A 25,254-nucleotide genomic window follows, 5' to 3' on the forward strand; every position below is an offset into this window, starting at 1 on the left:
GTTATCGCAACTCTTATTAAGCAAGCATTGCATTGATAAGAGCCAATAAAAAGTAATCAATATTCACAAGCGACCTTCTTGTAGAATGAGATTACGTGAAAAAGTATGAACATTAAAAAATAATGCGATTAACATAATTTTCTAATAATTCTTGCTGACCACTCTGTGGTTTAGGGTCAAGCTGCTTAGCTTGGGCAAATTCACTTAACCCTGCTAAATCTAGCTTACCATGTAAAATGTTTTGACCTAGTTCACCATCCCAACCTGCATAGCGTTGCGTAACCTTTTTCTCTAAGGTTGCATCTGTAAACATGTCAGCCGCTTTAAGCAATGCCACAGCAATCGTATCCATACCACCAATATGGCCGTGGAATAAATCATTTGGATCAATACTTTGACGGCGAATTTTAGTATCAAAGTTAAAGCCACCAGATTTAAAACCACCACCTTTCAAAATTTCATGCATGATTAATGTCATTTCTTCGACACTATTTGGGAACTGATCCGTATCCCAACCCAGTTGAGGATCGCCACGGTTAGCGTCGATAGAGCCAAACACATCGAGTGCAAAGGCATTAGCAATTTCGTGATGGAATGAATGTCCTGCTAGCGTTGCGTGGTTAGCTTCGATGTTCACTTGGAACTCTTTTTCTAAACCGTACTGAGATAAGAAGCCATGCACCGTTGCTGTATCGTAATCATACTGATGCTTAGTCGGCTCTTGTGGTTTAGGTTCGATTAATAAAGAACCTTTAAATCCAATTTTATGCTTATGCTCAACAACCATGGTAAGGAATCGAGCAAACTGTTCACGTTCACGCTTTAAATCAGTATTTAATAGTGTTTCGTAACCTTCACGACCACCCCATAATACGTAATTCTCACCGCCTAAACGTTGTGTTGCATTCATTGCAGTACAAACCTGGGTTGCGCCATAAGCAAACACTTCAGGGTCTGGATTCGTCGCACCACCTGACATATAACGCTTATTACTGAATAAATTTGCAGTACCCCAAAGTAACTTCATGCCGGTCTCTTCTTGCTTTTGTGCAAGCACATCCGTCATTTCGGCAAAGTTATTCAAATATTCACGAATGCTGGCACCTTCAGGAGAAACGTCCACATCATGAAAACAGTAATAAGGAACACCAAGCTTTTGGAAAAACTCAAATGCGACATCGGCTTTTTGCTTTGCCATTGCTAAAGGTTCGCCAGATTCTAACCAAGGACGGTCAAAGGTATTAGCACCAAAAATATCAAAACCATTCCAACAAAAGTTATGCCAGTAACATGCTGCAAAACGCAGATGCTCTTTCATTGTTTTACCTAATACGACTTTATTTTCATCGTAATAACGAAAAGCCAAAGGATTAGTTGATTCTGGGCCTTCATATTTTATTTTGCTGACGCCACTAAAGAATTCACTCATAGTTCTCTCCAAACAGTAAGGTAAATACGCATGTAAAAAATCACTACTTTTTCAATACGCTTATTATTAATCATTAAAATAATGAATTTAGGTTTTGATAAATTTGGCTGAATTTTTCACGACGCTCTTTGTGATGGTTAAATTCGGCTTGATTGGGTTCATATGACTCAACTAATGTTGGTACAGGACAAATATCTTCAATATTGGCATTGGGTGTTACCGCGAGTTGTGCAAGTCGTGCAGCGCCAAGCGCGGGACCAACATCGCCGCCTTGTCGATAAACGAGATTTTGGCCAAGAATATTTGCCAATAATATGCGCCAATATTCACTTTTAGCACCACCACCTATCAAGGACACTTCATCAGGCTTTACGCCCGATGCATGCAATGCATCGCAGCCATCAGCAAATGCATAGCCCACTCCTTCTAACACGGCTTTAGTCATGTCAGCTCGTTCAGTTGAATGAGTAAGCCCAAAGAAAACACCTTTAGCGTGTGGATTATTGTGTGGCGTGCGTTCGCCACTTAAATAAGGTAAGAAAATAAGATCTGATTGATTATCTGATTGTTGCTGTGCTAATTCATTTAATAACTCAGGTACACTGACATTACCGACTAAATTTGCTAACCAACTCAAACAAGAAGCAGCACTCAATACCACAGACATTAAATGCCATGTACCAGGAAGCGCATGACAAAAACTGTGTACAGCACTATCAGGATTTGATTTATAGCCGTCAGTTACTGCAAAATAAACACCGGAAGTACCAAGAGACAACATAGCTTGACCCGATTTAATAATGCCTACACCTACCGCACCAGCAGCATTATCACCGCCACCGGCAACCACTGGCACTTGTTTAATACCCCAGCGTTTGGCTAATTCTGGTTTAATGTAACCAGTGATTTCAGACCCTTCATAAAGAGTTGGCATGTGGTCACGAGAAAGGCCAGTAGCAGCCAGTAAATTGTCATCCCAATCTCGCTTCGCCACATCAGTCCATACTGTGCCTGTTGCATCGGATAAATCAGATGCAAAGTCACCTGTGAGAAGGTAACGAACATAATCTTTTGGTAATAATACTTTTGCGACCTTATCGAAAATCGCAGGCTCGTTTTCTTTAACCCACAATAACTTTGGCGCGGTAAAACCTGGCATAATCATGTTACCGGTAAGCTGACGAGCATTAGGCACTGATTCCTCAATACTAGAGCACTGCATTGCACTTCGACCATCATTCCATAACATTGTAGGACGAAGTACGTCACCATGATTATCAAGTAATGTTGCGCCATGCATTTGGCCTGAAAGTCCAATTGCTTTTAAATCTGCGAGTTGACCATTAGCAGCAAGTTTGTCCATTGCTGTCATCGCTGCCTGACCCCAAGACTCAGCAGATTGTTCTGACCATAATGGTTGTGGACGAGAAACGGTGAGCGACACACTCGCTGTATCTACAACAGTGCCGCCTTCAGTTAACAATACTAGCTTTATACAAGATGTTCCTAAATCAATCCCTAAGTACACAGTCTCTTCCTCGAACAGTTCTTAATTAAGGCTCATTGGAGAACAATACTTCGCCAAATGAAAGTAACATAAACATTACATTAAAATGTTACCGCTCACAATTAAAAAGTTACTTTTTCAAATAATTTTTGCAATAGGTTATAAAAACAGTAACTTGAAGAACATCCAACTGAGGTAAGCAGTCATTAAAAACTGAAACGTAGCAAAAGACATGAAATATGAGATTGTAGAACAGCGAGAAATATCAAAAATAATATCAATTCGTCATCCTTGACATATCTCCCCCTGTTTATTCATTTTTAGATTTAAGAACAAATAACTAAAGCTAAACACTGCATAATGGCTCGATTTAGTTAAGTGTATTTTAAACAGAGAGCTATGCTTTGCATCAAATATGTAAATGGTTCTTTATTCGGGTTTAGATAATAAGAGTGTTTAACAGCATTCAAGGTTAATAGAATTATTTTAAAGGCCAGTGTTAACTGTTAATGAAAGCTTTAGTGAAAGGAAGAGGGAAAGGGATACGCGTAGTAATAATATTAGCGCCGAAATTGACTGTAAGTTTTTAATGATGACAACATATCAGTCAGCTCAAGAGCTACTCACGATTTAACAGGCTTTCAATTAAAAGATAATTCATAAACAAAATAACCATTCGCTATGAGAAATATATCATGAGCTAAAAACCAAATTATGAGTAACACTGTCTATAACTATCAACCTCATTAACTGGCAGCCTCACTAACTAACAATGCAAATGAAAACGCATCGAAGCTATAGCTTAATAATTAACTTAACGAGCAATTTATCAGCAATATACAGTGACTAATTATCAGGTGATACTGAGCTTTTATTAATCAATATGTCTAGAGTTGCAACTGAAACCAAGATTGTGGGATAGGAAATAAAAGCTTAAATAAAGTAGGAGATATCGAAAAATGGAACAAAGAATATGAATTTATAAGTAAAATATAGCTAGCTAAAAAGAAATTAATCTATAGCATCTAGATTTTCATGCATGTAATGCATTCATTGAGAGATAAACTTGAATTAACTACCCTACTCTATAGCGGTTACGCAGCAACAACCTGTGCAATCTTCTTCAGCGGGTTTAATCGATTATGCATCACTTTAATCGTTTCAAATTGCTGTAAAACTTTAGTTTCGGTTAATGGGCACTCTTTAGATAGCACCATAACTAAAGCTGCTTGCAAACTATTTTCTACCACTAATACCAGTACGTTATTACCACTAGCATTTAACAGAAATAGTTTACCAACTTCGCAATAAACACATTCTTGGCTTATTTCAAAAAACCATGATTTCGGCATTTGTGGTTTAAGCAAAAAATGTGAGGCGGTAGCATTTAATGCAGTTTGAACAATCGCCGCATCAGACATATTGACAATTTTAGGTAAGGTTTCAAGCATGTGAATATAGAATTTAGCGTGCTCGACACTAAATTCTGATGTTATTAACGCATCAGGGATGAGAGATTTACTTTTATATGGAGTTAAGAACTCCATGTCAGGACCCAATGAAATACTTAATTGCTTATAGCATTCATTAAATTCCCACTGCCAGTCCTTATTTGGCATTAATAACATTTTTAGTACCTAATTATAAGAATACAGTCTGATAATAGATTATATTTCCAACAATATCAAAAGTTATTTAAAATAATTGATATAGAGATCAGAAAGTTATAACGATCGAAAGATCAAAAACGCGATCGTTATAACTCACTAAGATCTATTATTTAGATCTTAGTATGGTTTTTAAGCTATTAAGATCTTATTTCGCTTTATAAGCATTAACAATATCATTAATTAAACCAGGCCCTTGATAAATAAAGCCTGTATATATTTGAACCAATTGCGATCCTGCATCGAATTTAGCTAATGCATCTTCTGCACTATTAATTCCACCGACGCCAATAATTGGGATCTCACCGTTCAAAAATTCAGCTAATTGTTTGATCACTTTAGTTGAAAGATCAGTTAATGGCTTACCGCTTAACCCACCCATCTCATTTGCATTATCTAAACCAACGACTGCATCACGAGTTAATGTGGTGTTTGTGGCAATAGCACCATCAAATTTACTCTTTAATAAAGACTGAGCAATTTTTTCAATCTCTTCTGTTGTTAAATCTGGCGCAATTTTAAGCGCAATAGGAACATACTTATTATGTTTTTCAGCTAATTCAGCTTGCTTTGCTTTTAATGAACTTAATAAGTCATCTAAAAGCTCACCATACTGTAAAGTACGTAAACCTGGTGTGTTTGGTGAAGAAATATTTACTGCAATATAATCTGAATGCTGATAAACCTTCTCCATACAAATTAGGTAATCATTTTTACCTTCATCAACTGGGGTATCTTTATTTTTACCGATATTAACACCCACAATAATGTCAGTTTTCTTAGCCATTAAATTTCTAACTAAGTTATCAACACCTTTATTGTTAAAACCCATTCGATTGATAATCGCTTTAGCAGGTTTAAGTCTAAATAAACGTGGTTGTTCGTTACCAGGTTGAGGACGTGGTGTTACAGTCCCTACTTCAACGTGACCGAAGCCCATTGCATGAAATGCATCAATTGATTCGCCATCTTTGTCTAAGCCCGCAGCAAGCCCTACAGGGTTATTAAATGTAATTCCCATGCATGTGACTGGAGCAGCACTTACATTTTGACTATAAAATAGGTTTAAAGGGTTGTTTCCAGTGTTTTTTAAACTTCCAATAGCGATGTTATGCGCTACTTCTGGATCCATTTGAAACATTACTTTTTGTGCCACTTTGTAAAAAAACATGCTTTCTCCTAAACCTAAAAAAAGCCCCGGCTATTTGCCAGGGCTTGTTCACTTATTATAAATAATTATCTTGGGCCTTCGCAATGAAGGATCAATAAATTAAGTTCACGTAACGCCACCGAGAATTTTGCGAAATCATGGCTTTGAGACACTTTAAAGTCCGCTAGTAGATGGAACCAACGTTCCAATAGCTTCTCATTATTATCAATCCACTGCTGAATGATTGTGTCTGCATTACACGTATCAGTACATGCTCTAAGTACTGTTGAGCTCAATGCTCGTTGCTGCCAATCAAGCTCTTCTCTGAAGGCTGCACGTGCTAAAGCTTGCCAATGATTCGATACTGGTTGATTGCTGATTTGTTCAAGGAACCAATGTAATTCAACTTTCGCACCCAATCTGAAGTAAGTTTCTGCTACTAATTGAACAGTCTTTCCTTCGAGTTCAGCAATCTGAGCAATATCTAACGCTGAGAATAATGTACTCATTTTAGCAACAACTTGCGCTAATGACTCAGGTACACCTTGTTCTGTTAATGATTTTATTTCACTTGAAATCGCAATCACTTCTGCAGCAATCATATATTGATCAACATTGGCTTTTAACTCTTCAAATACTGGTTTGAAGAATGCCACTGTTTGCTCAATGTTCTCACCTTTATTGCGGTGACGAATAAACCAACGACAGGCTCTACGCATATTACGACGTAGTTGATGTAGCATCTCACTTTGCACATCAGCCGATACGACGCCATTGAGCTCAGTGATTGACTGAGTTAACTCTGCTAGACCAAAAACTTCGCGGGCCATAGTATAGCAAATAGCAGCCTCTGCGACTGTGGCACCTGTCTCATCTTGCATGCGTTGAACGAAATTAAAGCCCATGTCATTAACTAATTCATTGGCTAATGATGTTGCGATAATTTCACCACGCAGTGGATGTGCAATCATTTTGTCAGCATATTTAGCTTGTAATTGCTGCGGGAAATAATCCGTAAGTAACTTACTTAAGAAAGTATCTTCGGTAATTTCTTCAGTCACTAACTGCTCTTTCAGCACCATTTTACCGTAAGCCACCAATACTGATAACTCAGGTCTAGTCAGTGGGCGATTATTCGCTAAACGCTCGGCAAGCTCATCATCGGTCGGTAAGAATTCAAGCGCTCTATCTAATTTGCCTTCTTTTTCGAGGTATTGGATATAGCGTATGTGCTCTTTTAACTGAGAAATACCATGGGCTTGAGTGACTGAAATAGTACGAGTTTGGTCGTTACAATCTTGAAGTACAATTTCACCAACTTCATCGGTCATGTCTTCAAGTAAACGGTTACGTTGCTTAACAGTCAGTTCGCCGTCAGCAACCAATGTATTAAGTAAAATCTTAATGTTAACTTCGTTATCTGAGCAGTCTACGCCGCCAACGTTATCAACAAAGTCGGTATTGACTCGGCCGCCATTGGCTGCAAATTCAATACGACCTAATTGTGTCGCACCTAAGTTACCGCCTTCACCAATGATTTTAGCTTTCAGTTCATTACCATTTACTCGAATAGCATCATTAGCACGATCACCAACTTCAGCATGTGTTTCTGAAGTTGCTTTAACGTAAGTTCCGATACCACCATTCCAAATTAAATCGACACGCATTTTCAGTAATGCTTGCATCAATTGATTTGGCGTCATGGTGTCTAAATCAGTTTCAAGCATCGCTTTAATTTCTTTAGTCAGCTTCAATGATTTGGCTGAACGTTGGAAAATAGCACTGCCCTTAGACATTAACTTGGTGTTGTAATCTTCCCAGCTTGAACGCGGTAAGTTAAATAAGCGTTCACGCTCAAGATAACTTTTCTCCACATCCGGATTTGGGTCAACGAAGATATGCATATGGTTAAATGCAGCCACTAATTTAGTGTGACGCGATAACAGCATACCGTTACCAAATACGTCGCCCGCCATGTCGCCAACCGCTAAGCAGGTAAAGTCTGTGGTTTGACAGTCAATGCCTTCTTCACGGAAGTGACGTTTAACCGACTCCCATGCCCCTTTTGCAGTAATGCCCATTTTTTTATGGTCATAACCATTACTACCACCCGATGCAAAGGCATCACCAAGCCAGAAATCGTATTCGATAGCAATTTCATTAGCAATGTCAGAGAAAGTCGCTGTGCCTTTATCTGCTGCAACAACAAGGTAAGCATCATCTTCATCGTGTCGAACAACATCTTTTGGTGGCACGACATTACCTTCGATAATGTTATCGCTTATATCGAGTAAGCCACGAATAAATAGACGGTAACATGCTTGACCTTCATTAAAGAACGCTTCACGTCCCCCATCAGTAGGGAGTTGTTTACAAACAAAACCACCTTTAGCTCCCACTGGCACAATGACGGTGTTTTTAACTTGTTGTGCTTTTACAAGGCCGAGTACTTCGGTACGGAAATCTTCTCGTCTATCAGACCAACGTAATCCACCACGTGCGACTTTACCTCCACGTAAATGAACACCTTCAACACGCGGCGAATACACAAAGATTTCAAACTTTGGTAATGGGCGTGGCATCTCTGGGATATCTTCTGGCGAAAACTTAAACGAGATATAAGGCTTATTGATACCTGTTTCTAAAGTTTGATAGAAGTTAGTACGCAATGTGGCATTAATTAAATCTAAATAACGACGAATAATACGATCGTCATCCAAACTTGAAACATCTTCAAGACGTAAATCAACTTGCTCTAGGAACTTGCTCAAGGTACGAGTTTTAAGCTTAGGATTGAATTTACGAATAAACATTTTAACCAACAAATCAGCAATTTGTGGGTAACGATTGAATGTTTCTTCAATGTAAGACTGACTGAAAGTCGCATCAATTTGGCGCATATATTTTGCATATGCACGTAAAATAGACACTTCGCGACCGGTTAAGCTAGTCGCTAAAATCATCCGGTTAAATCCATCGTCTTCCAGCTCTTTATCCCAAACTTGAGATAATGCATTTTGGAAGCGATCTTGACTGTCTGCCAAATTATCGACTGCAGCACCTTGAACTGTCATTAAGAAATCTAAAATCCAGTATGTATGACCATCAGCTGTTTTCACTTCATATGGGCGCTCGTTAATCACACGCAAACCGAAGTTTTCAAGCATAGGTAACACATCAGAAAGATGAATTGGCTCATCTTTATGGAACAGTTTTAACCTAACTTTATTGTCATTTAATGCCGTTTCTTGAGGCTGATAGAACAACATTCCTAACTTATGTTCATCATTTAATGCTTCAAGGTGTTGAATATCAACCACAGCTGAACTTGGTAGAACATCTTCTTTATAGCTTGGTGAAAATGCATTTAAGTAACGCTTGGTTAATCCAGTACCAGACTGTTCACCTAAGGCATTATTTAAAGAACTGTGTAATTTATCTTCCCAAGAGCGAGCAGCTTCAATTAGGTTTTTCTCAATAGCTGCCACATCGACATCCATATTATTATTATCAACTTTGATGATGTAATGCGTACGCGCTAAAGTTGATTCAGAAAAGTAAGTAGTAAATTCAACATCTTCACTACTGTTAAAATGCTGAGCTAAAATACGTTGTGTATCTTGACGTAACTTAGTGTTGTAGCGGTCTTTTGACACATACACTAAACAAGATAAGAAACGACCAAAGCCATCTTTACGGACAAATAATTTTAATTTGTCACGATCTTGCATTTCCAGAACACCACGAGCTATATCAGCGAGCTGATTTTCTTTAGCTTGTATTAGCTCATCACGTGGTAAGTTCTCAAGGATATTCATCAAGGCTTTATAGTCATGGGAGCGAGGCGCTAAACCTGATTGCTCCATAACACGCTCAACTTTACCCGCAAGCAAAGGAATTTCGCGAGGGCTACGGTTATATAAGTTAGATGCATATAAACCTAAGAAGCGATCTTCACCAATCACGTTTCCGGCTTTATCAAAGCGTTTAATCCCGACATAATCGACATATGCTGGGCGGTGAACACGACTTTTAGTCGAGCTTTTCGTTAATACGAGTAAGCTAGAATCTAATGCTTCTTTACGGGCAGATGCTGAGAACGTTGACAGTAATAAGCCACGGTCACTATGTTGATTGCTTGAACGTCCCATCAAACCAAGGCTTGATTCTAAATCTGGAACAAGCTCAACATCACCTTCTACTCGCTTAAGCTCATAATAACGATAACCTAGCAGTGTGAAATGATGATTATTCAAGTAGGTCAAAAAGTTAGTCGCTTCTTCCATTTCGGCTTTTTCACCAGGAAATGGCTGCTTAGGTAACTTTTTAATGGTTTCTGATAATTTGTCAGACATCTGTTGCCAATCATCAACAGATGAGACGACATCGGCAAAAACTGACTCAAGTTCTTTACCAATGGCTTTAATATCTTTTTCACTGCTTTGACGGTCAATTTCAATTAAAAATACCGCAACATTTTCAGTTGCTTCTGGCGCATCTTTAATAAATGACACTTCTTTAACCAATTCCTCATCACGTTGTAAAGCAAGTGGTGTATGTAACACCATATGCGCCGTAATGCCCATGCGGTTTAATGCCATAGTCACTGAATCAACCAAAAATGGCATATCAGGTTGAATAATTTCAATAATACTATGGGTAGACTGCCAGCCATGTTTTGACTGACTTGGGTTAAACACACGGATGTGGCTGTTGGTTTTAGCTGATTTGTTTAGCGCATTCCAAAGGCTTAATACTGCACCATAAAGGTCGCTGTCATTACGAGCATTTAAGTCGTCTTTAGACATATGTGCATATATACAATTGGCAAATTGCTCAACTTGTTTAGCTTGAGAATTAGGGATTTTTTTATGAATTAAATTGACTACATTTTCTAGTAGTACTGAAGGCATTGCATCTTTAAAGGCCATGTTGCAGTTTCCTTAAGCGTTTATGGCAGCGCTTTTATCATTATATTGGATGCTTCGGCTTGTTGATTCAGTTTTAGAACTGAGATCTGGAGCAAAGTTTATTACTAATTTAATGCTATTTCGAGCACTATTTTAGTGGTAGATCCTCTAAAATCCTTGTTAACACAGCAATTATAGTCACTATTTGACCAATCAAGCGTTTAGATAGAGTAAGTATGCAAAAAAAAAGAGGAGCTAAGCTCCTCTTTATAATTCTAAACCGTTTACCTACTTGGGTTTGCGCCAAAATACTGCTGATAATGCAGGTAAAATAATTATCGCCCCCAACATATTCACTAAAAACATGAAAGTTAACAAAATACCCATGTCCATTTGGAACTTAAGTGCCGAGAAGAACCAAGTACTTACACCGATGGCTAATGTTAAGCCAGTAAAGATAACCGCACTACCTCGTTCAACAAGTGCTTCGAAATACGCTTGTTGAACTGCCATTCCTTGGGTTAATTTGCCGGACATGGTCGATAAAATATAAATACCATAATCAACACCAATCCCGACACCTAACGCAATAACAGGTAACGTACTCACTGCAAGACCAATATCTAACCAAGTCATTAATGCTTGAGCTAAAGTCGACACGACATACAAAGGCACGATGACTGCTATGGTGGCTTTAATTGAACGGAAACTTATCAAACAAAGAACAAATACAGCGCCATACACATAAATCATCATAGGCAATTGCGCTTCACTGACAGCTTCATTAGTGGCAGCCATTACTCCTACAGGTCCTGATGCCAATTTAAATTGCAAGGTATCAGTGTTTAGTTGTGCTGCAACTTGTTTAACTTTTGCAGTGACAACTTCAATCGTTTCTGCTTTATGATCCTTTAAGAAAAGAAACACTGGCATGACCGAACAGTTACCATTAAGCAAACCAGATGTAGTTGGCACCCGCCCTACAGCTTGAACCAAACTTGCTGTAGTACGTGGAAGCACCTGCCATTTAGGGTTACCTTCATTAAAACCAGCATTCACCTGCTTAGACACCGACGCAAGACTTGCTGTTGACTCAACACCTGGCGTATTACCAACCATCCATTCAAATTGGTCTATTTCATTAAGAATCGAATGATAAGTACACGCTTCAGGTGTCGCCTCAACAATTACCGTCATGTAATCGGTAGTAATTGAGTAATTATCGGTAATATGAAAAGTATCTTGGTTATAACGCGAATCAAGGTGCAATGCTGGCGCTCCGCCTTGTAAGTCACCAATTTTCATATTGCTAGCTTGCTGAAAACCAAAGGCATAAAGCAGTGCCGTACAGACTAATACTACACTGGCATATTTTGGCGTTGCAAAACGTGATAGCGATTTCCACAAACCTTCAATTTTTGCTTTTTTTACTGGGTCTTCTTTTTCTGGCTTTATCGTGGTGTATGAAATGACCAGAGGCAATAAAATGAGATTGGTTAAAATAATAACCGCAACACCTAGCGATGCTGAAATAGCAAGCTCACGGATAATGCCGATATCAATCGCTAATAAGGTTAAAAAGCCCACGGTGTCAGATAATAATGCGACGCCACCTGGAACTAATAAACTGCGAAAAGCTGACGCTGAAGCGGCTTTTGTATTTTGACCATCAATAACACGACGTCTAACAGCATTAATCATTTGTACGCCATGACTTACACCAATAGCAAATACCAAGAAAGGGACAAGAATTGACATAGGGTCAAGACCGAAACCCACTACCGTTAATAATCCCAATTGCCAGCAAACCGCAACCAAGCTACAAATCAAAGGCAATAAAGTTAACATTAATGATTTAGAAAAAAGGTAAACCATGACGGCGGTGATTAAAATCGCAATCAAGAAGAAAAGTAAAACGCCTTTTGCACCTTCAGCGACATCACCAGCCATTTTAGCAAAACCAATAATATGAATTTTTATCGTATCAGTTTCGTATTTACCCCGTAGCTCTTCTTCAAGTTGCTTAGCAAATTGAATGGTATTCAATGGTTTGGTGGTAATATCTTTTTCTGCGCCTTCAGACTCTGCCATTTCTTCGTCAGTTTTGGCCACAAAATCCATTAACTGAGCCGTTAACATGGCTGATGAGTAGTCATTTGATACTAAACGTCCAACAATCCCCGCCTTTTCAACGTTATCGCGGACTACATTTAAGCCGTATTCATCATTACGAAAGTCTGCTGGAATGACAGGGCCGCCAGCAAAACCGTCTTCAACGACTTCAGTAAAGCGAGTTGATGGCGAATAAAGTGATTTAACTTGAGACCGTTCAACTCCAGGAATGAAAAATAATTGATCGTGAACGTTTTTAAGTGTTTCGAAGTATTCAGGGTTAAAAATATTGCCACTGGTATCTTCAACAGACACCATAATCCTATTCGCCCCACCAAAATCTTTTTGATGTTTGGTATACGTTTTCATGTACTCATGATTCAGCGGAATATTTTTGCTGAACGCCGCATCCATTTTTAATTGGCTAGCTTGGTAACCCAAAAAAATTGTAATGAGTATGAATGACAAAATCACCCACATACGGTTTCTGAAAAGATGGGTTTCAAATCCATTGACCAGTTTTTCTAACATCTTATCGGCCCTATTATTGTTGTTTTATTTTTATGTTTATCTAACGTAAATCAAATATCAGTCTAAAATGAATTTCAATGTCAAAGCTTAGAACTTATCTTGAATAACTCGATTAAACTTAGCCTAAATTATCTATTTAAGCTGAAATAACCCTTTAGAACCTGCAAACCAAAGTTCACCTTTAGCGTCACTTTCGATTGCTACAATGTTTTCGCCTTGTCTTCGAGTGACAATGTTAGCGGCATCGTTAGAATCAAGCTCAATCACCACCCCAGCGTTACCCACTAAATAGACTAAGTTATCTTTAATATAGGCATTATTAATGGATGACTTAACAGGCAGTGCGATTTCATTCCACTGAGTAAATTGTTTATCAGTTTTAAACACGTGACCACGAAGCCCCATGACATAAATAGCATCGTTTGTTTCAATAGCATTAAACATAGACCCCTCATAATAAAAATCTTTGGTCTCAAATGTTTGGCCATTATTATTTGAAGTTGCTACTAACCCAAGTTCACCAACCATGAGCAGTTGAGTATCACTTAATTGAATAACACGGTTAAAATGCGGTAATAATGCAGCTCGCTCTGATAAATACAATGCTTCATCTTCTGCTTTTAAATCTGCTAAATAGGAAACATCTTCCGGAAATAGTAGCTCTTCATGAAACTCTTCCTGCCATTGCTTACCACCATCGGTTGTGCGATAAAACAAACCATAAGCACCCACTGCGATGCCTTCATTTTCATTGAAGAATAAAATATCAAGTAATGGCTTTTCTACTTCGATAGACTGAAACTGTACTCGCCAAGTCAACCCGCCATCTTCGGTGTGAATAATGGTGGCATCATGGCCAACTGCCCATCCCTTTTTATCATCAAGGAAAAACACTTTAGTTAACTGTGAGATGACTGGCGTAGCAACTTGTTGCCATTGATTATCTTGCTTAACAAGCACATGCCCTCTTTCTCCCACGGCAACAAGGCTGTTGCCTGCTTTGGCTAAATCAAGAACAAGAGAAGATTGCGCTAAAGGTTGGAGCTGAACAGAAAGTGGATCGAATTGAGCATGGACTGGCGCTTGAGCTAAAAAACAACTGGCACTAAAAGCGACAACATTGCGAAGTGTGCGGAACGACATACAAACTTCCTTAGAAATTGTAGGGGCGCATTGCGCCCCTATTTGGTCTTAACGAATACCTGCACGGCGAAGCGCATCAGGCGTGAAGTTAGCTTCAGAAAGGTTTGCATCAAAATCGTACATGCGCCCTTCGTTGTCTAACCCCATCGCTAAGTAACGACGAGATTGTAAATCATGGAAGATTTCTAACGTGCTCCAATGGGTCGGAACTTCATAGTAGTTAATCGAGTGCGCAGTACCTACACGGTATAACTCATCACGGTTATCGTACATATCCGTTAGTGAAACCTGCCAAGAATCTTCATCGATGTAGAAAACACGTGTTTTATAGATATGGCGCATACCATCTTTAAGGGTCGCTTTAACTTCCCATACACGGTGTTTTTCCCAGCGCGCAAACTCTGGATTAATATGGCCAGGCGTTAAGATTTGATCGTATTCAAGTGCGTCAGAATGAAGCTTGTAATCATTATATGGGATATAAAGCTCTTTCTTGCCGACTAATTCCCAGTTATAACGCACTGGAGATCCGTTAAACATATCAAAGTCATCAGTGGTTCTTAAACCATCTGAAACAGTACCTGGAGTATCAAAGGCAACGTTTGGTGCTTTACGTACACGACGTTGTCCTGTGTTATAGGTCCAAGCCTGACGTGGAAGCGCTTCTTGATCCATCGTTTCTTTTACAAGTAGTGCCGTACCCGCTAGACGCGCAGGTTGACGTACAACTTGCTTGAAGAAGAACAAGGTGTTCGACTCTTTTAATTGATCTAACGTCACTTCTGGACGACTGTAACTGAAACGAATTTCTTCAGCAGTTTCAATTAATGTGTACGAACCACTTGCTGTTGGAGCCGCTTGGCTACGTGCAGTTTTAATATCAACACCACGATAGCGAAGAATATGGTTCCAAATGACCTCTAACCCGTTATTTGGAATTGGAAACGGTACACTTATCGACGCACCACTTACACCATTACCATTTGCTACAAGTTCAGCATTTAATGCATTAGCCTTAGTTGCATCATAAACATACTGAGGCAACGAGGCAGTACGGCGAGTCTCGTAAACATTCATTTTGTATGTATCAGGATACAGTTCAAAAAGCTTGTTTTGGCCCGGCGTTAAAAATTCAGCATATTGCGCTTTATTTGCATTAGTAATGGTGAATAAAATTTTATCTGAAGGAAAAGGATCTGGATGATGCATTCCTTTTTCATATCCAGCAACTGGAGATGTAATGCCGTTATCCCAAGCAGGGATAGAACCATCAGCATTACCTGCTTTAACAGCACCTACTGGAGTAAGCTCGTTACCCAATTTCGCTGCTTCAGCTTCAGATACTTTCGCCATCGCTGCAGGAGCGCTAAACGCCATGATTACTGCAGCCGATAATATCGTCAGTTTCTTCATTATTATTGTCCTTCTAGATAGAATACTTGACGTTAAACGAGACATAATCTCGGTCAGTCATTGCATTAGTTGTTCCTACACCACCAAAGAAGCTGTTGTAAGAAATATCAGCGCCCCAACGACTGCGGTAATCAAAGTTAACACCGACAGCGACAGACTTACGACCTTCAGTAAATAAGAACATTGGATCGGGTGTAATACCGTCAACATCATGTGAGAAAATCACACGTGGTGACATATTTACACCTGCGAAGATATTATTGTAGTCGGCTTTAGCCACTAAGCGATAACCCCAAGCAAAATCAGTTGGGAATGGATTGGTTTCAGGACCATCGTGCAGAGCTTCGATAATACCTGGCATATCAGGATTACCACCAGAACGAGCGGTACCAGGCCCATTTAGGCGAAGCTCATCAAAGCCAGGCATGTCATGGATCCAGACACCACCAATCTCAGCTAACATTGTTAAGTTATCTGTACCTAATGTTGGTCCAAATAAATGAGTAAATGTTACTTGAGCTTGAGTTGTGTCTGATAGGATAAAACCATCTATAGATTCGCCAGGTTTAACACCTTCAATTTGTGAGATACCATCTAAGTCATTTCTAGGCAAACCAGCTTCATCGCTTTCAATATCAGTATTAGCTAGTTGCTGAGGCATACCAGCGAAGAGTAATTCAACATCATCGATTTGTAATGGTTCATCAATACGATGTGCAATTTCACCTGCAACTGAAGTATCACCCACTAAAGTGTTAAAGCTGAAACCATAAAGCTGAATATCTTCAGGGTAAACAATTTGCGCTTTAGTGAAGGTTTCCATGCTTAACAGCAATTCGCGGTCAATTTCACCGCCACTTGCCATTAGTTTGCCAAAATCACTTGACACAGCTGCCGCATTAAAGTTTGAAGCGGTACCACTGATCAGCGGTCGACGGCTATGGTAATTCATGTAATACAAACCAAATTCTGTTTCGCCTAAACTTGGTGCGTAATAACCTAACTTGATACCGTATTGACCATCATCACTTGGTTTTTCTTCATCTTGCACAAGCGCGACTTTAGTTGCGTAAGGCACCATAAGAGTTGCATATGAATTTGCAATTTCCTGATACTCCTCAGGACTAGTTGCAGCAGCTAAAGCTGCACCTGCTGCACCATATAATTCGGTATATTCAGACATTAAAAATTCAAGGTTAATATCTGGGTTAGCATTGAAACCTAATTGTGCGTTTTGGGCATAACCACCAAAACCTGCAAAATCATTGGTTGCAAAATTAGAACCTGGTGTAGGTACCCAAATAGGCTCCCAGTCATATTGGTAATAAGCTTCAACCGATAAATTATCGGTAATACCCAAAGAAGCCCACACCATACCTTGTGGACGGAACGCTTCTTTAAGCTCTGCACCTGGTGCATTCAAAATGTTTAAATCCACAGCATTAATAACACCAATGCCATGAGGAATTAGGGTACTTTCGCCCCAAGAAACCACTTGGTTACCAACACGAACAGATAATGGGTTTTGGCCATCATTAAAGTCCCAGTTAGCGTAAACAAAGGCATCTAATAAGCGAACATCTTTACACTGAACTTCTGATGCGCGGTCATCTTCACATGGATCAAATTCGTTACCAGTAAGAGGATCGTTAAAATCATAATCACCATCGTTTAATTTACGATCGTAAAAATACATTCCACGAACGAATAAACCATAATTTTTGTATTCCAACGATAACTCGTGTAAGCCTTTAAAAATTTCTGAGGTGGTATCACCTTGAGAATAAAGTAGATTACTTAAGTCATTGTTACTTGAATATGAGCCTGGTTGGCTCCAGATTTGAGAAGTGGTGTACTTTGGTGTTTGGCCAAAAGGCGCACCAAAAGCAGAATAACCAGACCAATCAAATTGTGGCTGGTTAACTTTACCGATTTGCCCTTCCCAATCACGCTCAGACACACGCCAGCTAGCCCCGACTGTCCAAGTAGAATCGAAAGTGCCTCGTACTTCACCCCAATCAAATGAAACAGCACTAGCGCTACTGCTCATCCCTAAAGTCAATGCCGACATCACCCCCAAAGCGAGTGCCGACTTGTTAAAGCGTCTTTTAACAATATTCATTTTTGCTTCTCTCCGTAACCTGCCGGATTCGTTGTTATAGGATTTGAACCAACATTTTGTTAGCCTGCAGGCAACACCATTGTTACAGCAATTAACATCATTGAGCAAGTTCAAAAAACAGAAAATTTGTTAACGAATTGGTGTAGTTAGGAGATTTTTTGAGAGATTAAACTGAACTTTATTTGAATTAGATCACACGAATTGACTACTAGATGATATTAGTTAATAAATAACAAATAAAATCATAAAGTTAATTGAAACAAGACTTAGCTAATTTACTTTTTTAAAATCAATTGAACGTTTGAAGTATTTACTCTAAATTTTATTTAGAGAAATAAATTTTCCAGAGGCATCCAGTTGCAAAACGAACTGACCTTGAATACCAGAAGTGGTAACAAATGGTCTGAAATATTTACCATTAATGTGTAATAGTTTGCCTCTTACATCCCTCACCTCAACATTTTTTACATAGCCTCGGTAATAAGGAAGGAAGTCTTCAAAACTAATATACATGGTAAAAGTAAATTGCATGGTGTGAAACAAACTCTATGCGCTGTGATATGAAAGGTAATGCTAATTAATTTGGCAGGTATTGTCACTCGGTAATTGAAGTAATTAATATGAAGATTACCACTGATAACATCACATTATCAGTGGTAATTTATTAAGGGTTAAGCGAGGGCTTTTTCAACTTTTTCAAATAAATCTTTTGATAAATTAGGTAAGCCTTTTAAGCGAAGTAAGCACTGTTTCATTTTTTGCTGACGTTCGAGATCAAACTTACTGAATTGAATCAGTGGCGTTATCATTCTTGCTGCCGTTTGTGGATTCAGCTCATTTAACTTAATTAAAATATCAGTCAAATACTCATACCCAGAGCCATTTGCCTCATGGAATTGATAAGTGTTTGCCGCCACGAAGAAACCAATCAAAGAACGAACACGATTTGGGTTATTAAAACTAAAGCTTTCATGCTTGGTCAGTGATTTGATAACCTCGAGTACCTCAGGTGTATTTTGAGATGCTTGTAAGCTAAACCACTTATCCATCACTAACGGAGTCGATAACCATTTTTGTTCGAAATCTTGCATTAATGCATCTTTGCAGCTTAATTGACCAGAAACAGCGGCTTTAAGTGCTGCTAAGCTATCGGTCATATTGGCTGCTGCTTTATATTGTTCAGTCACTAACTCTTCATATTCAGAAGACACTCGAGACAACAAGACTAAACAGATGTTTTTAAATGCACGTGCTGCAGGGTTATCTTCAGTAATTAATGAACGATAACGCGTGACTAATTCATCTAAGCAAGCTTCAGCAAGCTCATCTACAACAAATTCTCTAGCAGCTTGTAAAGCATCTAAGTTTACCGTATCAACTTGTTCAATAAGCGCCGCAGCTGTTGGGAAAGCAAGTATTTCAGCAACTAGCGCTTTATCGATATTCTCATCTAAAATTACGCCTCGAATCGCTTCAATCACTCTTGGGTCAAGATGCATTGATTCTTTTGCTGAAAGGCTTTCCACATTTTGCCAAACCGCTTGGCTGAATAAACCAACAGATGCTTCCCAACGAGCGACTTCACTGGTTGCAAATCGAGTTAAGTGCACTAATTGATCGACATTAAATTCATAATCTAGACGCACTGGCGCTGAAAAATCTTGCAGTAATGAAGGCACTGGCATTGACTCAATACCATCAAAGGTGAAGGTTTGCTCAGCTTGCTTGACTGCCAACACTTGATTATTTATCGACTGACCTTCGGCATCTAATAATTCTACGCTGAAAGGTATATGCAACAACTTGCCTTTCTCGCCTTGTGATTGCACTGATTGTTTAACTGTTAACTGATATTGCTTTTTATCGGCATCAAAGCTGTCTGTCACGCTAACAACGGGGGTACCTGCTTGGCTGTACCAATTTCTAAATAAACCTAAATCGATACCGCTCGCTGATTCCATAGCGTTAACAAAGTCATCGCAAGTCACAGCTTGTCCATCGTGACGTTCGAAATAGCACTTCATGCCTAATTGGAAATTTTTCTCACCTAAAATGGTGTGCATCATGCGAATGACTTCAGCACCTTTGTTGTAAACAGTCACGGTGTAAAAGTTATTCATCTCAATGACTGATTCTGGACGAATTGGATGCGACATTGGGCCTGCATCTTCAGCAAACTGCTGATTTTTCATAACGCGGATTGCTTGAATACGATTAACCGCACGGGAACCTAAGTCAGAGCTAAACTCTTGATCTCTAAATACAGTTAAGCCTTCTTTCAGGCTTAGTTGGAACCAATCACGACATGTGACACGGTTACCCGTCCAGTTATGGAAATACTCATGACCCACGACAGACTCGATACCATGATAATCTTCATCGGTAGCGCTTGCAGTGTCAGCTAATACGTATTTGGTGTTAAAGACATTCAAGCCTTTATTTTCCATGGCGCCCATGTTGAAAAAGTCAACAGCAACAATCATGTAGATGTCTAAGTCATATTCTAAATCAAAACGGCTTTCATCCCATGCCATCGACTTTTGCAGTGATACCATTGCATGATTAGCTTTGTGTAAATTACCTTTATCGACAAACACCTGTAACTTGACTTCGCGGCCGCTACGAGTCACAAACTTATCTTCTAATAAGTCAAAATCACCCGCAACTAGCGCAAAAAGGTAGCTTGGTTTTGGAAATGGATCTTCCCAGCGGACATAATGACGGCCTGCAGTTGTTTCCCCCTTCTCGACAAGGTTGCCGTTACTTAACAAAAAAGGAAATGCAGTTTTGTCCGCTTCAACTCTCACAGTATAAATAGCAAGGACATCTGGACGGTCTAAGAAATAAGTAATTCTTCTGAAGCCTTCGGCTTCACACTGGGTACAGTATGCGCCATCAGACATATACAAGCCCTCTAGGCTAGAATTAGCCTCAGGATCTTGTAAGGTCACTAGGGTTAATTCAAAGTCATCAAGGCTCGTTTGAATCACTAATTCATTATTTGCTTCTTGATATTGAGCTTTGTCACCGTTTATCAAAACAGACTGTAAATTTATTTGCTCACCAACCAAGATTAAATTTTCGGTATGTTGACCAACACGTTGCACCTTACTGGTGGCTACAACTGTGGTTTCATTGCCCTTTAAATCGAAATTTAAATCAATATGGCTAATGGTATAAGCGGGTGCTTGGTAATCTTTTAGGTGTTTTGCTTGAGCTTGAGTCATAAATAATCCTTGAATAACACTTAGCAAATTATGCGATAAATTTTACTTAATAAAAAACGCGCTTAAAGCGCGTTTTTTTCTGGCGAAATAATGATTACTTCGCAGCTAGTTTTTTAGCATCAACCATATCTAAAGTGATTAATGCTGTTTCTTCTAAGAACGCATCTGGCACTTCTAATTCATCTTCATCTGACGCATCTGTTTCACTTTCAGCGGCTTCGCTTTCTGCAACTTCAGTTGTTTCAGTCTCAGTTGATTCTTCATCTTCATCATCTAAAGACGCAAGAGGCTCTAGTCCATTCTTAACGCGGCGTTCATTGGTACGATCAAGAATACGTTTTTCGTCTTCTTCACGTGATGCAATACGCTCACTTTCAACTAATGAAATCGTCTTATCGTTATGATGCTTTTTAAATTCTGCTATATCATCAAAAATATAACCAAATTCGACATCCGTTTTAATACGTTGCTGATGCTTAGTATCAAGCTTGGTAATCAGCTCAGGATAGATATTGCCAAGTGTTCCGTATTGCGCAACTGGCACTTTATCCCAAGGTAAGGCGTTTTTCTCTTCAGATTCACCATATTCGCCCGGCTCTAAGGCACTTGGGAATTTAATGTCAGGTGTTACACCTTTAAGCTGAGTACTGCCACCATTAATACGATAGAACTTTGCGATAGTGTATTGAACATGACCAATTGGTTTTTCATACATGTCGTAAATGCGGCCAAGGCTCTTGTGTTGTTGCACAGTACCTTTACCAAAACTTGCTTCACCAACAATGAGTGCACGCTCGTAATCTTGCAGTGCTGCAGCAAAAATTTCTGAAGCTGAAGCGCTATAGCGATCGACCATTACTGTTAGTGGACCGTTATAAGCACTCTTACCGTCGTTATCACGATTTTGAGTTACGCGGCCATTGGCATCACGAATTTGAACCACTGGGCCCATATCGATGAATAGTCCGGTAAGCAAAGTAGCCTCGGTTAACGCACCGCCGCCATTGCCACGTAAATCGATGATAATGCCTTCTACGTTATCTTCTTTCAGTTTGGCAATTTCTTTTTCTACATCTACAGATAAGTTCATGTAGAAACCAGGAATTTGAATAACCCCGACCTTACGGTTGGCATACTCACCTTCTGTTGGTTCAACAACTTTAGATGTTGCAGCTCGGTCTTCTAAGCGAATTTTATCTCGAATGATAGTTACTTCGAAAGTTTTCGCATTAGCGCCACCTTTTTTAGGTAGTATTTGTAAATTAACCTCACTGCCTTTTGGCCCTTTGATTAATTCAACTACATCATCTAATCGCCAGCCGATAACATCAACAATTTCACCGTCTTTTTGGCCTACACCAATGATTTTATCTTCAGGTGATAGTTTTTCACTACTAGCCGCAGGGCCACCAGCAACAAGACTTTTAATGACAGTGTAATCGTCATCCATCTGTAATACAGCACCAATGCCTTCGAGGCTTAGGTTCATTTCCATTTGGAAACGTTCAGCATTACGAGGAGATAAATAACTTGTATGAGGTTCTACTGTACGCGCAAAGGCGTTCATCACACCTTGGAATACATCTTCACTGTGAGTTTGGCTCAGACGCTTGATAGCATTGTTATAACGCTTACCGAGTACTTCGACTGTTTCTTCCCAGTCTTTACCAGCAAGTTTAAGATTCAATGCATCGTATTTAACACGCTGACGCCAAAGCTCATTAAGTTCAGCTTCATCTTTTGGCCAAGCAGCTTCTTCACGATCGAACTCATAAGCATCACCAGCTTCGGTAAAGTCGAATTCTTTATCAAGTAAAGTTAACGCATAGGCAAAACGTTCATAGCGACGTTTTTGCAATAAAGAGAACATATCAAAGGCAGGAGCGATATTGCCCGTTTTGACCATATCGTCAAACTGAGTTTGATACTGCTTGAAGCTATTTACATCAGCTTGGGTAAGCACATTACGTCTGAAATCTAACTGTTGCAGATAACGGTCATAAATGAGCTTAGAAAAAGCATCATCAAGTTCAAAGCGATGGTAATGAGAACGGGTAAATAAATTCGTTACTCTTTTACTCGCAACCTTATGTTGAGGCTCTTGCTCAAGTTTGGGTAACTCGTTGATTTGAATAGTGGGTGAAATTGCCCAAGCCGAAAAACCGACAAATAAAGTGGCAATCGACGCAGCCAAAGTGAGTTTTCGCATCAACAAGTTACTCCTTAAATGATCACGATAATAAAATATGCTCGGCACGTACTTTAACGACTAAACCAGAATCAAGCTGTACATGGACATCTTCTTTCTTGATATCAGTGATAACGCCGGCAACTGGGTTTTGCCCTAACTTCACACTAACACGTTGTTTTTGTTTAAGCTCGTCAAATTTTGCTGGCACATAATTAACTTTTGGTTCAGCAGGCTTTTTCGCTTTTGCTGGACGGTCTTTCTTAACTGGAGCAGCTTTTGCTGAAGGTGCTTTTCTAGCAGGCTTCTTCGGATTTGCTTTTGCAGCTTGTGCTTGGCGTTTCGCCTTTGCTTTCTCTTGGCCTTCTTTTAGGGTTTGCTGAGCGTGATCAATATGCTCTTGCTCAAGCTCACCACAATCTTGGCCATCTAAGTCGATACGCTGTACGCCAGCTTTAACGCCTTTAAGGTAGCGCCAGCTACTTGTATAACGTCTAAGTGCAACACGTAATTGTGTCTTACTTACTTTAGAATCATCAGCCAACCTTTCAGCTAAATCTTGAAACAAACCAATTTTTAATGGCTTAGTTTCACCTTCTGCAATAAAGCATGAAGGAAAAGTTTCATATAAATACGCTAAAACTGCGTTGGTGTCGGTCAACTTGTCTGTTGATTCCATTTTTACTTCCACGTTATATAAGGGGACTGGTTAATAGCTTTCTTGGCTAGTACAGTCGTTTGTCTTTCGTTAAACAGAGTCTTGCTTAACGTTCAAATTAGCACTTCCTACATGATTGCTAAAGCAATTGAAACATGCCTTAACAAATTAACTTAGTTAGCTGCAATTTTACAGTAAATAAATTTTCCAGTAGTTAATGCGTGCAGCTCAGTATTATAAAGCGCATCACAGCGATTGCGACCTGCAATTTAGATTATTTGTTCGCAAATTAAGCAAATAAGCAAGATTCGAAGCTTTTTACTAAGATTTCGAGACCTTTTTGATCGTCTGTATCAAAACGATTCAACAATGGACTGTCAATATCGAGCACGGCAACCACATCATTTCCGTTATGAACCGGCACAACGATTTCTGAATTACTGGCTGCATCACAAGCAATATGCCCTTCAAATTGGTGTACATCTTCAACAAGTTGAGTCTGATCTAGTGCCGCAGCTGTCCCACAAACTCCTTTGCCTATCACAATGCGAGTACAGGCAACTTTACCTTGAAACGGACCTAAGACTAATTGGTCTGCTTTTTTAATGTAAAAGCCGACCCAATTTATATTGTCTAAATTATCGTTTAACAAGGCCGAAAAGTTTGCCATACCAGCAATCAGATCATCTTCGCCTTCCATTAATGCTAATACTTGACGGTTCAATGTGTCATAAAACTCAGCTTTCATTCTACTTCCTAAAATATTTTATTCTGTTGGCGCTTTTTTATTAGTTTTTTTCGTGGCTGCTTTATTGGCAGCTGGCTTAGGTTTTACTACGCCTTTTAATAAATTAGCTAGCTCATCTTTATTAGAAGCTAAGTAAAAAGCAAGCTTCTCCACACTATTCTCGTCAATTTCGAGTTCAGCGCTAGTAATAAAAGGAACTAAGTTATCAGCAATGTCGAGCATTTTGTCATAGGCATCGGCTTCCTTTTTAGATGTAAATGTCATCTTTTCCACCCCTTCTCTTACCACGACAAACTTTGTAATTACCGCCATGATTAACCTCTTACTGTTTTTATATACAGTGCATAGAGTGTCATAGAACTAACTTCTGATGCAAGTATTCTGATTATTCTGGTATTATCTGGTTTTATTGTATCTTGAATAATTGACGTTTTGACTATTTAAAGCCA

At 39.2% G+C, this 25,254-nt stretch carries 15 protein-coding genes; all 15 read right to left on the reverse strand.

Going from position 1 to position 25,254, the window contains the following annotated elements; genetic code table 11:
- Window positions 1-112: 112 nt before the first annotated feature.
- Window positions 113-1,429: a xylose isomerase gene (xylA, locus tag A9267_RS03430; RefSeq protein ID WP_065108239.1), complete on the reverse strand. Its 1,317-nt coding sequence runs from the start codon at window positions 1,427-1,429 to the stop codon at window positions 113-115.
- A gap of 73 nt (window positions 1,430-1,502) precedes the next feature.
- Window positions 1,503-2,957 (reverse strand): xylulokinase, encoded by a 1,455-nt coding sequence (gene xylB, locus A9267_RS03435; protein WP_065108240.1) that lies wholly within the window; start codon window positions 2,955-2,957, stop codon window positions 1,503-1,505.
- A gap of 1,073 nt (window positions 2,958-4,030) precedes the next feature.
- A complete protein-coding gene (locus A9267_RS03440) occupies window positions 4,031-4,564 on the reverse strand; it encodes a cell division protein ZapC (RefSeq protein ID WP_065108241.1) in 534 nt (177 codons plus the stop codon).
- A gap of 187 nt (window positions 4,565-4,751) precedes the next feature.
- Window positions 4,752-5,774: a quinone-dependent dihydroorotate dehydrogenase gene (gene pyrD / locus A9267_RS03445; RefSeq protein ID WP_055024472.1), complete on the reverse strand. Its 1,023-nt coding sequence runs from the start codon at window positions 5,772-5,774 to the stop codon at window positions 4,752-4,754.
- Window positions 5,775-5,839: 65 nt separating this feature from the next.
- Window positions 5,840-10,684, reverse strand: a complete 4,845-nt coding sequence (locus A9267_RS03450) for an NAD-glutamate dehydrogenase (protein ID WP_065108242.1) — start codon at window positions 10,682-10,684, stop codon at window positions 5,840-5,842.
- Window positions 10,685-10,951: 267 nt separating this feature from the next.
- Window positions 10,952-13,306, reverse strand: coding sequence for an efflux RND transporter permease subunit (locus tag A9267_RS03455; RefSeq protein WP_065108243.1), 2,355 nt, complete (start codon window positions 13,304-13,306; stop codon window positions 10,952-10,954).
- Window positions 13,307-13,438: 132 nt separating this feature from the next.
- On the reverse strand, window positions 13,439-14,449 hold the full coding sequence (locus tag A9267_RS03460; RefSeq protein ID WP_065108244.1) for a YCF48-related protein: 1,011 nt from the start codon (window positions 14,447-14,449) through the stop codon (window positions 13,439-13,441).
- A 48-nt stretch (window positions 14,450-14,497) separates the two neighbouring features.
- A complete protein-coding gene (locus tag A9267_RS03465; protein WP_055024468.1) occupies window positions 14,498-15,862 on the reverse strand; it encodes a DUF1329 domain-containing protein in 1,365 nt (454 codons plus the stop codon).
- Window positions 15,863-15,875: 13 nt separating this feature from the next.
- On the reverse strand, window positions 15,876-17,984 hold the full coding sequence (locus tag A9267_RS03470) for a DUF1302 domain-containing protein (RefSeq protein WP_065108245.1): 2,109 nt from the start codon (window positions 17,982-17,984) through the stop codon (window positions 15,876-15,878).
- Window positions 17,985-18,299: 315 nt separating this feature from the next.
- Window positions 18,300-18,515 (reverse strand): DUF2835 family protein, encoded by a 216-nt coding sequence (locus tag A9267_RS03475; RefSeq protein WP_065108246.1) that lies wholly within the window; start codon window positions 18,513-18,515, stop codon window positions 18,300-18,302.
- Between the two features lie 140 nt (window positions 18,516-18,655).
- Entirely contained in the window at window positions 18,656-21,211 is a 2,556-nt protein-coding gene (pepN, locus tag A9267_RS03480; protein ID WP_065108247.1) for an aminopeptidase N, read from the reverse strand.
- 94 nt (window positions 21,212-21,305) lie between these two features.
- On the reverse strand, window positions 21,306-23,420 hold the full coding sequence (prc, locus tag A9267_RS03485; RefSeq protein ID WP_065108248.1) for a carboxy terminal-processing peptidase: 2,115 nt from the start codon (window positions 23,418-23,420) through the stop codon (window positions 21,306-21,308).
- A gap of 22 nt (window positions 23,421-23,442) precedes the next feature.
- A complete protein-coding gene (gene proQ, locus A9267_RS03490; protein ID WP_065108249.1) occupies window positions 23,443-24,078 on the reverse strand; it encodes an RNA chaperone ProQ in 636 nt (211 codons plus the stop codon).
- A 268-nt stretch (window positions 24,079-24,346) separates the two neighbouring features.
- Window positions 24,347-24,805 carry a GAF domain-containing protein gene (locus A9267_RS03495; RefSeq protein ID WP_065108250.1) on the reverse strand — a complete coding sequence of 153 codons (459 nt, stop codon included), beginning with the start codon at window positions 24,803-24,805 and terminating at the stop codon, window positions 24,347-24,349.
- 18 nt (window positions 24,806-24,823) lie between these two features.
- Window positions 24,824-25,117, reverse strand: a complete 294-nt coding sequence (locus tag A9267_RS03500) for a YebG family protein (protein ID WP_065108251.1) — start codon at window positions 25,115-25,117, stop codon at window positions 24,824-24,826.
- Window positions 25,118-25,254: the final 137 nt, after the last annotated feature.

It is taken from the genome of Shewanella sp. UCD-FRSSP16_17 (assembly GCF_001675935.1).
GTDB classification, from domain to species: Bacteria; Pseudomonadota; Gammaproteobacteria; order Enterobacterales; family Shewanellaceae; genus Shewanella; species Shewanella japonica.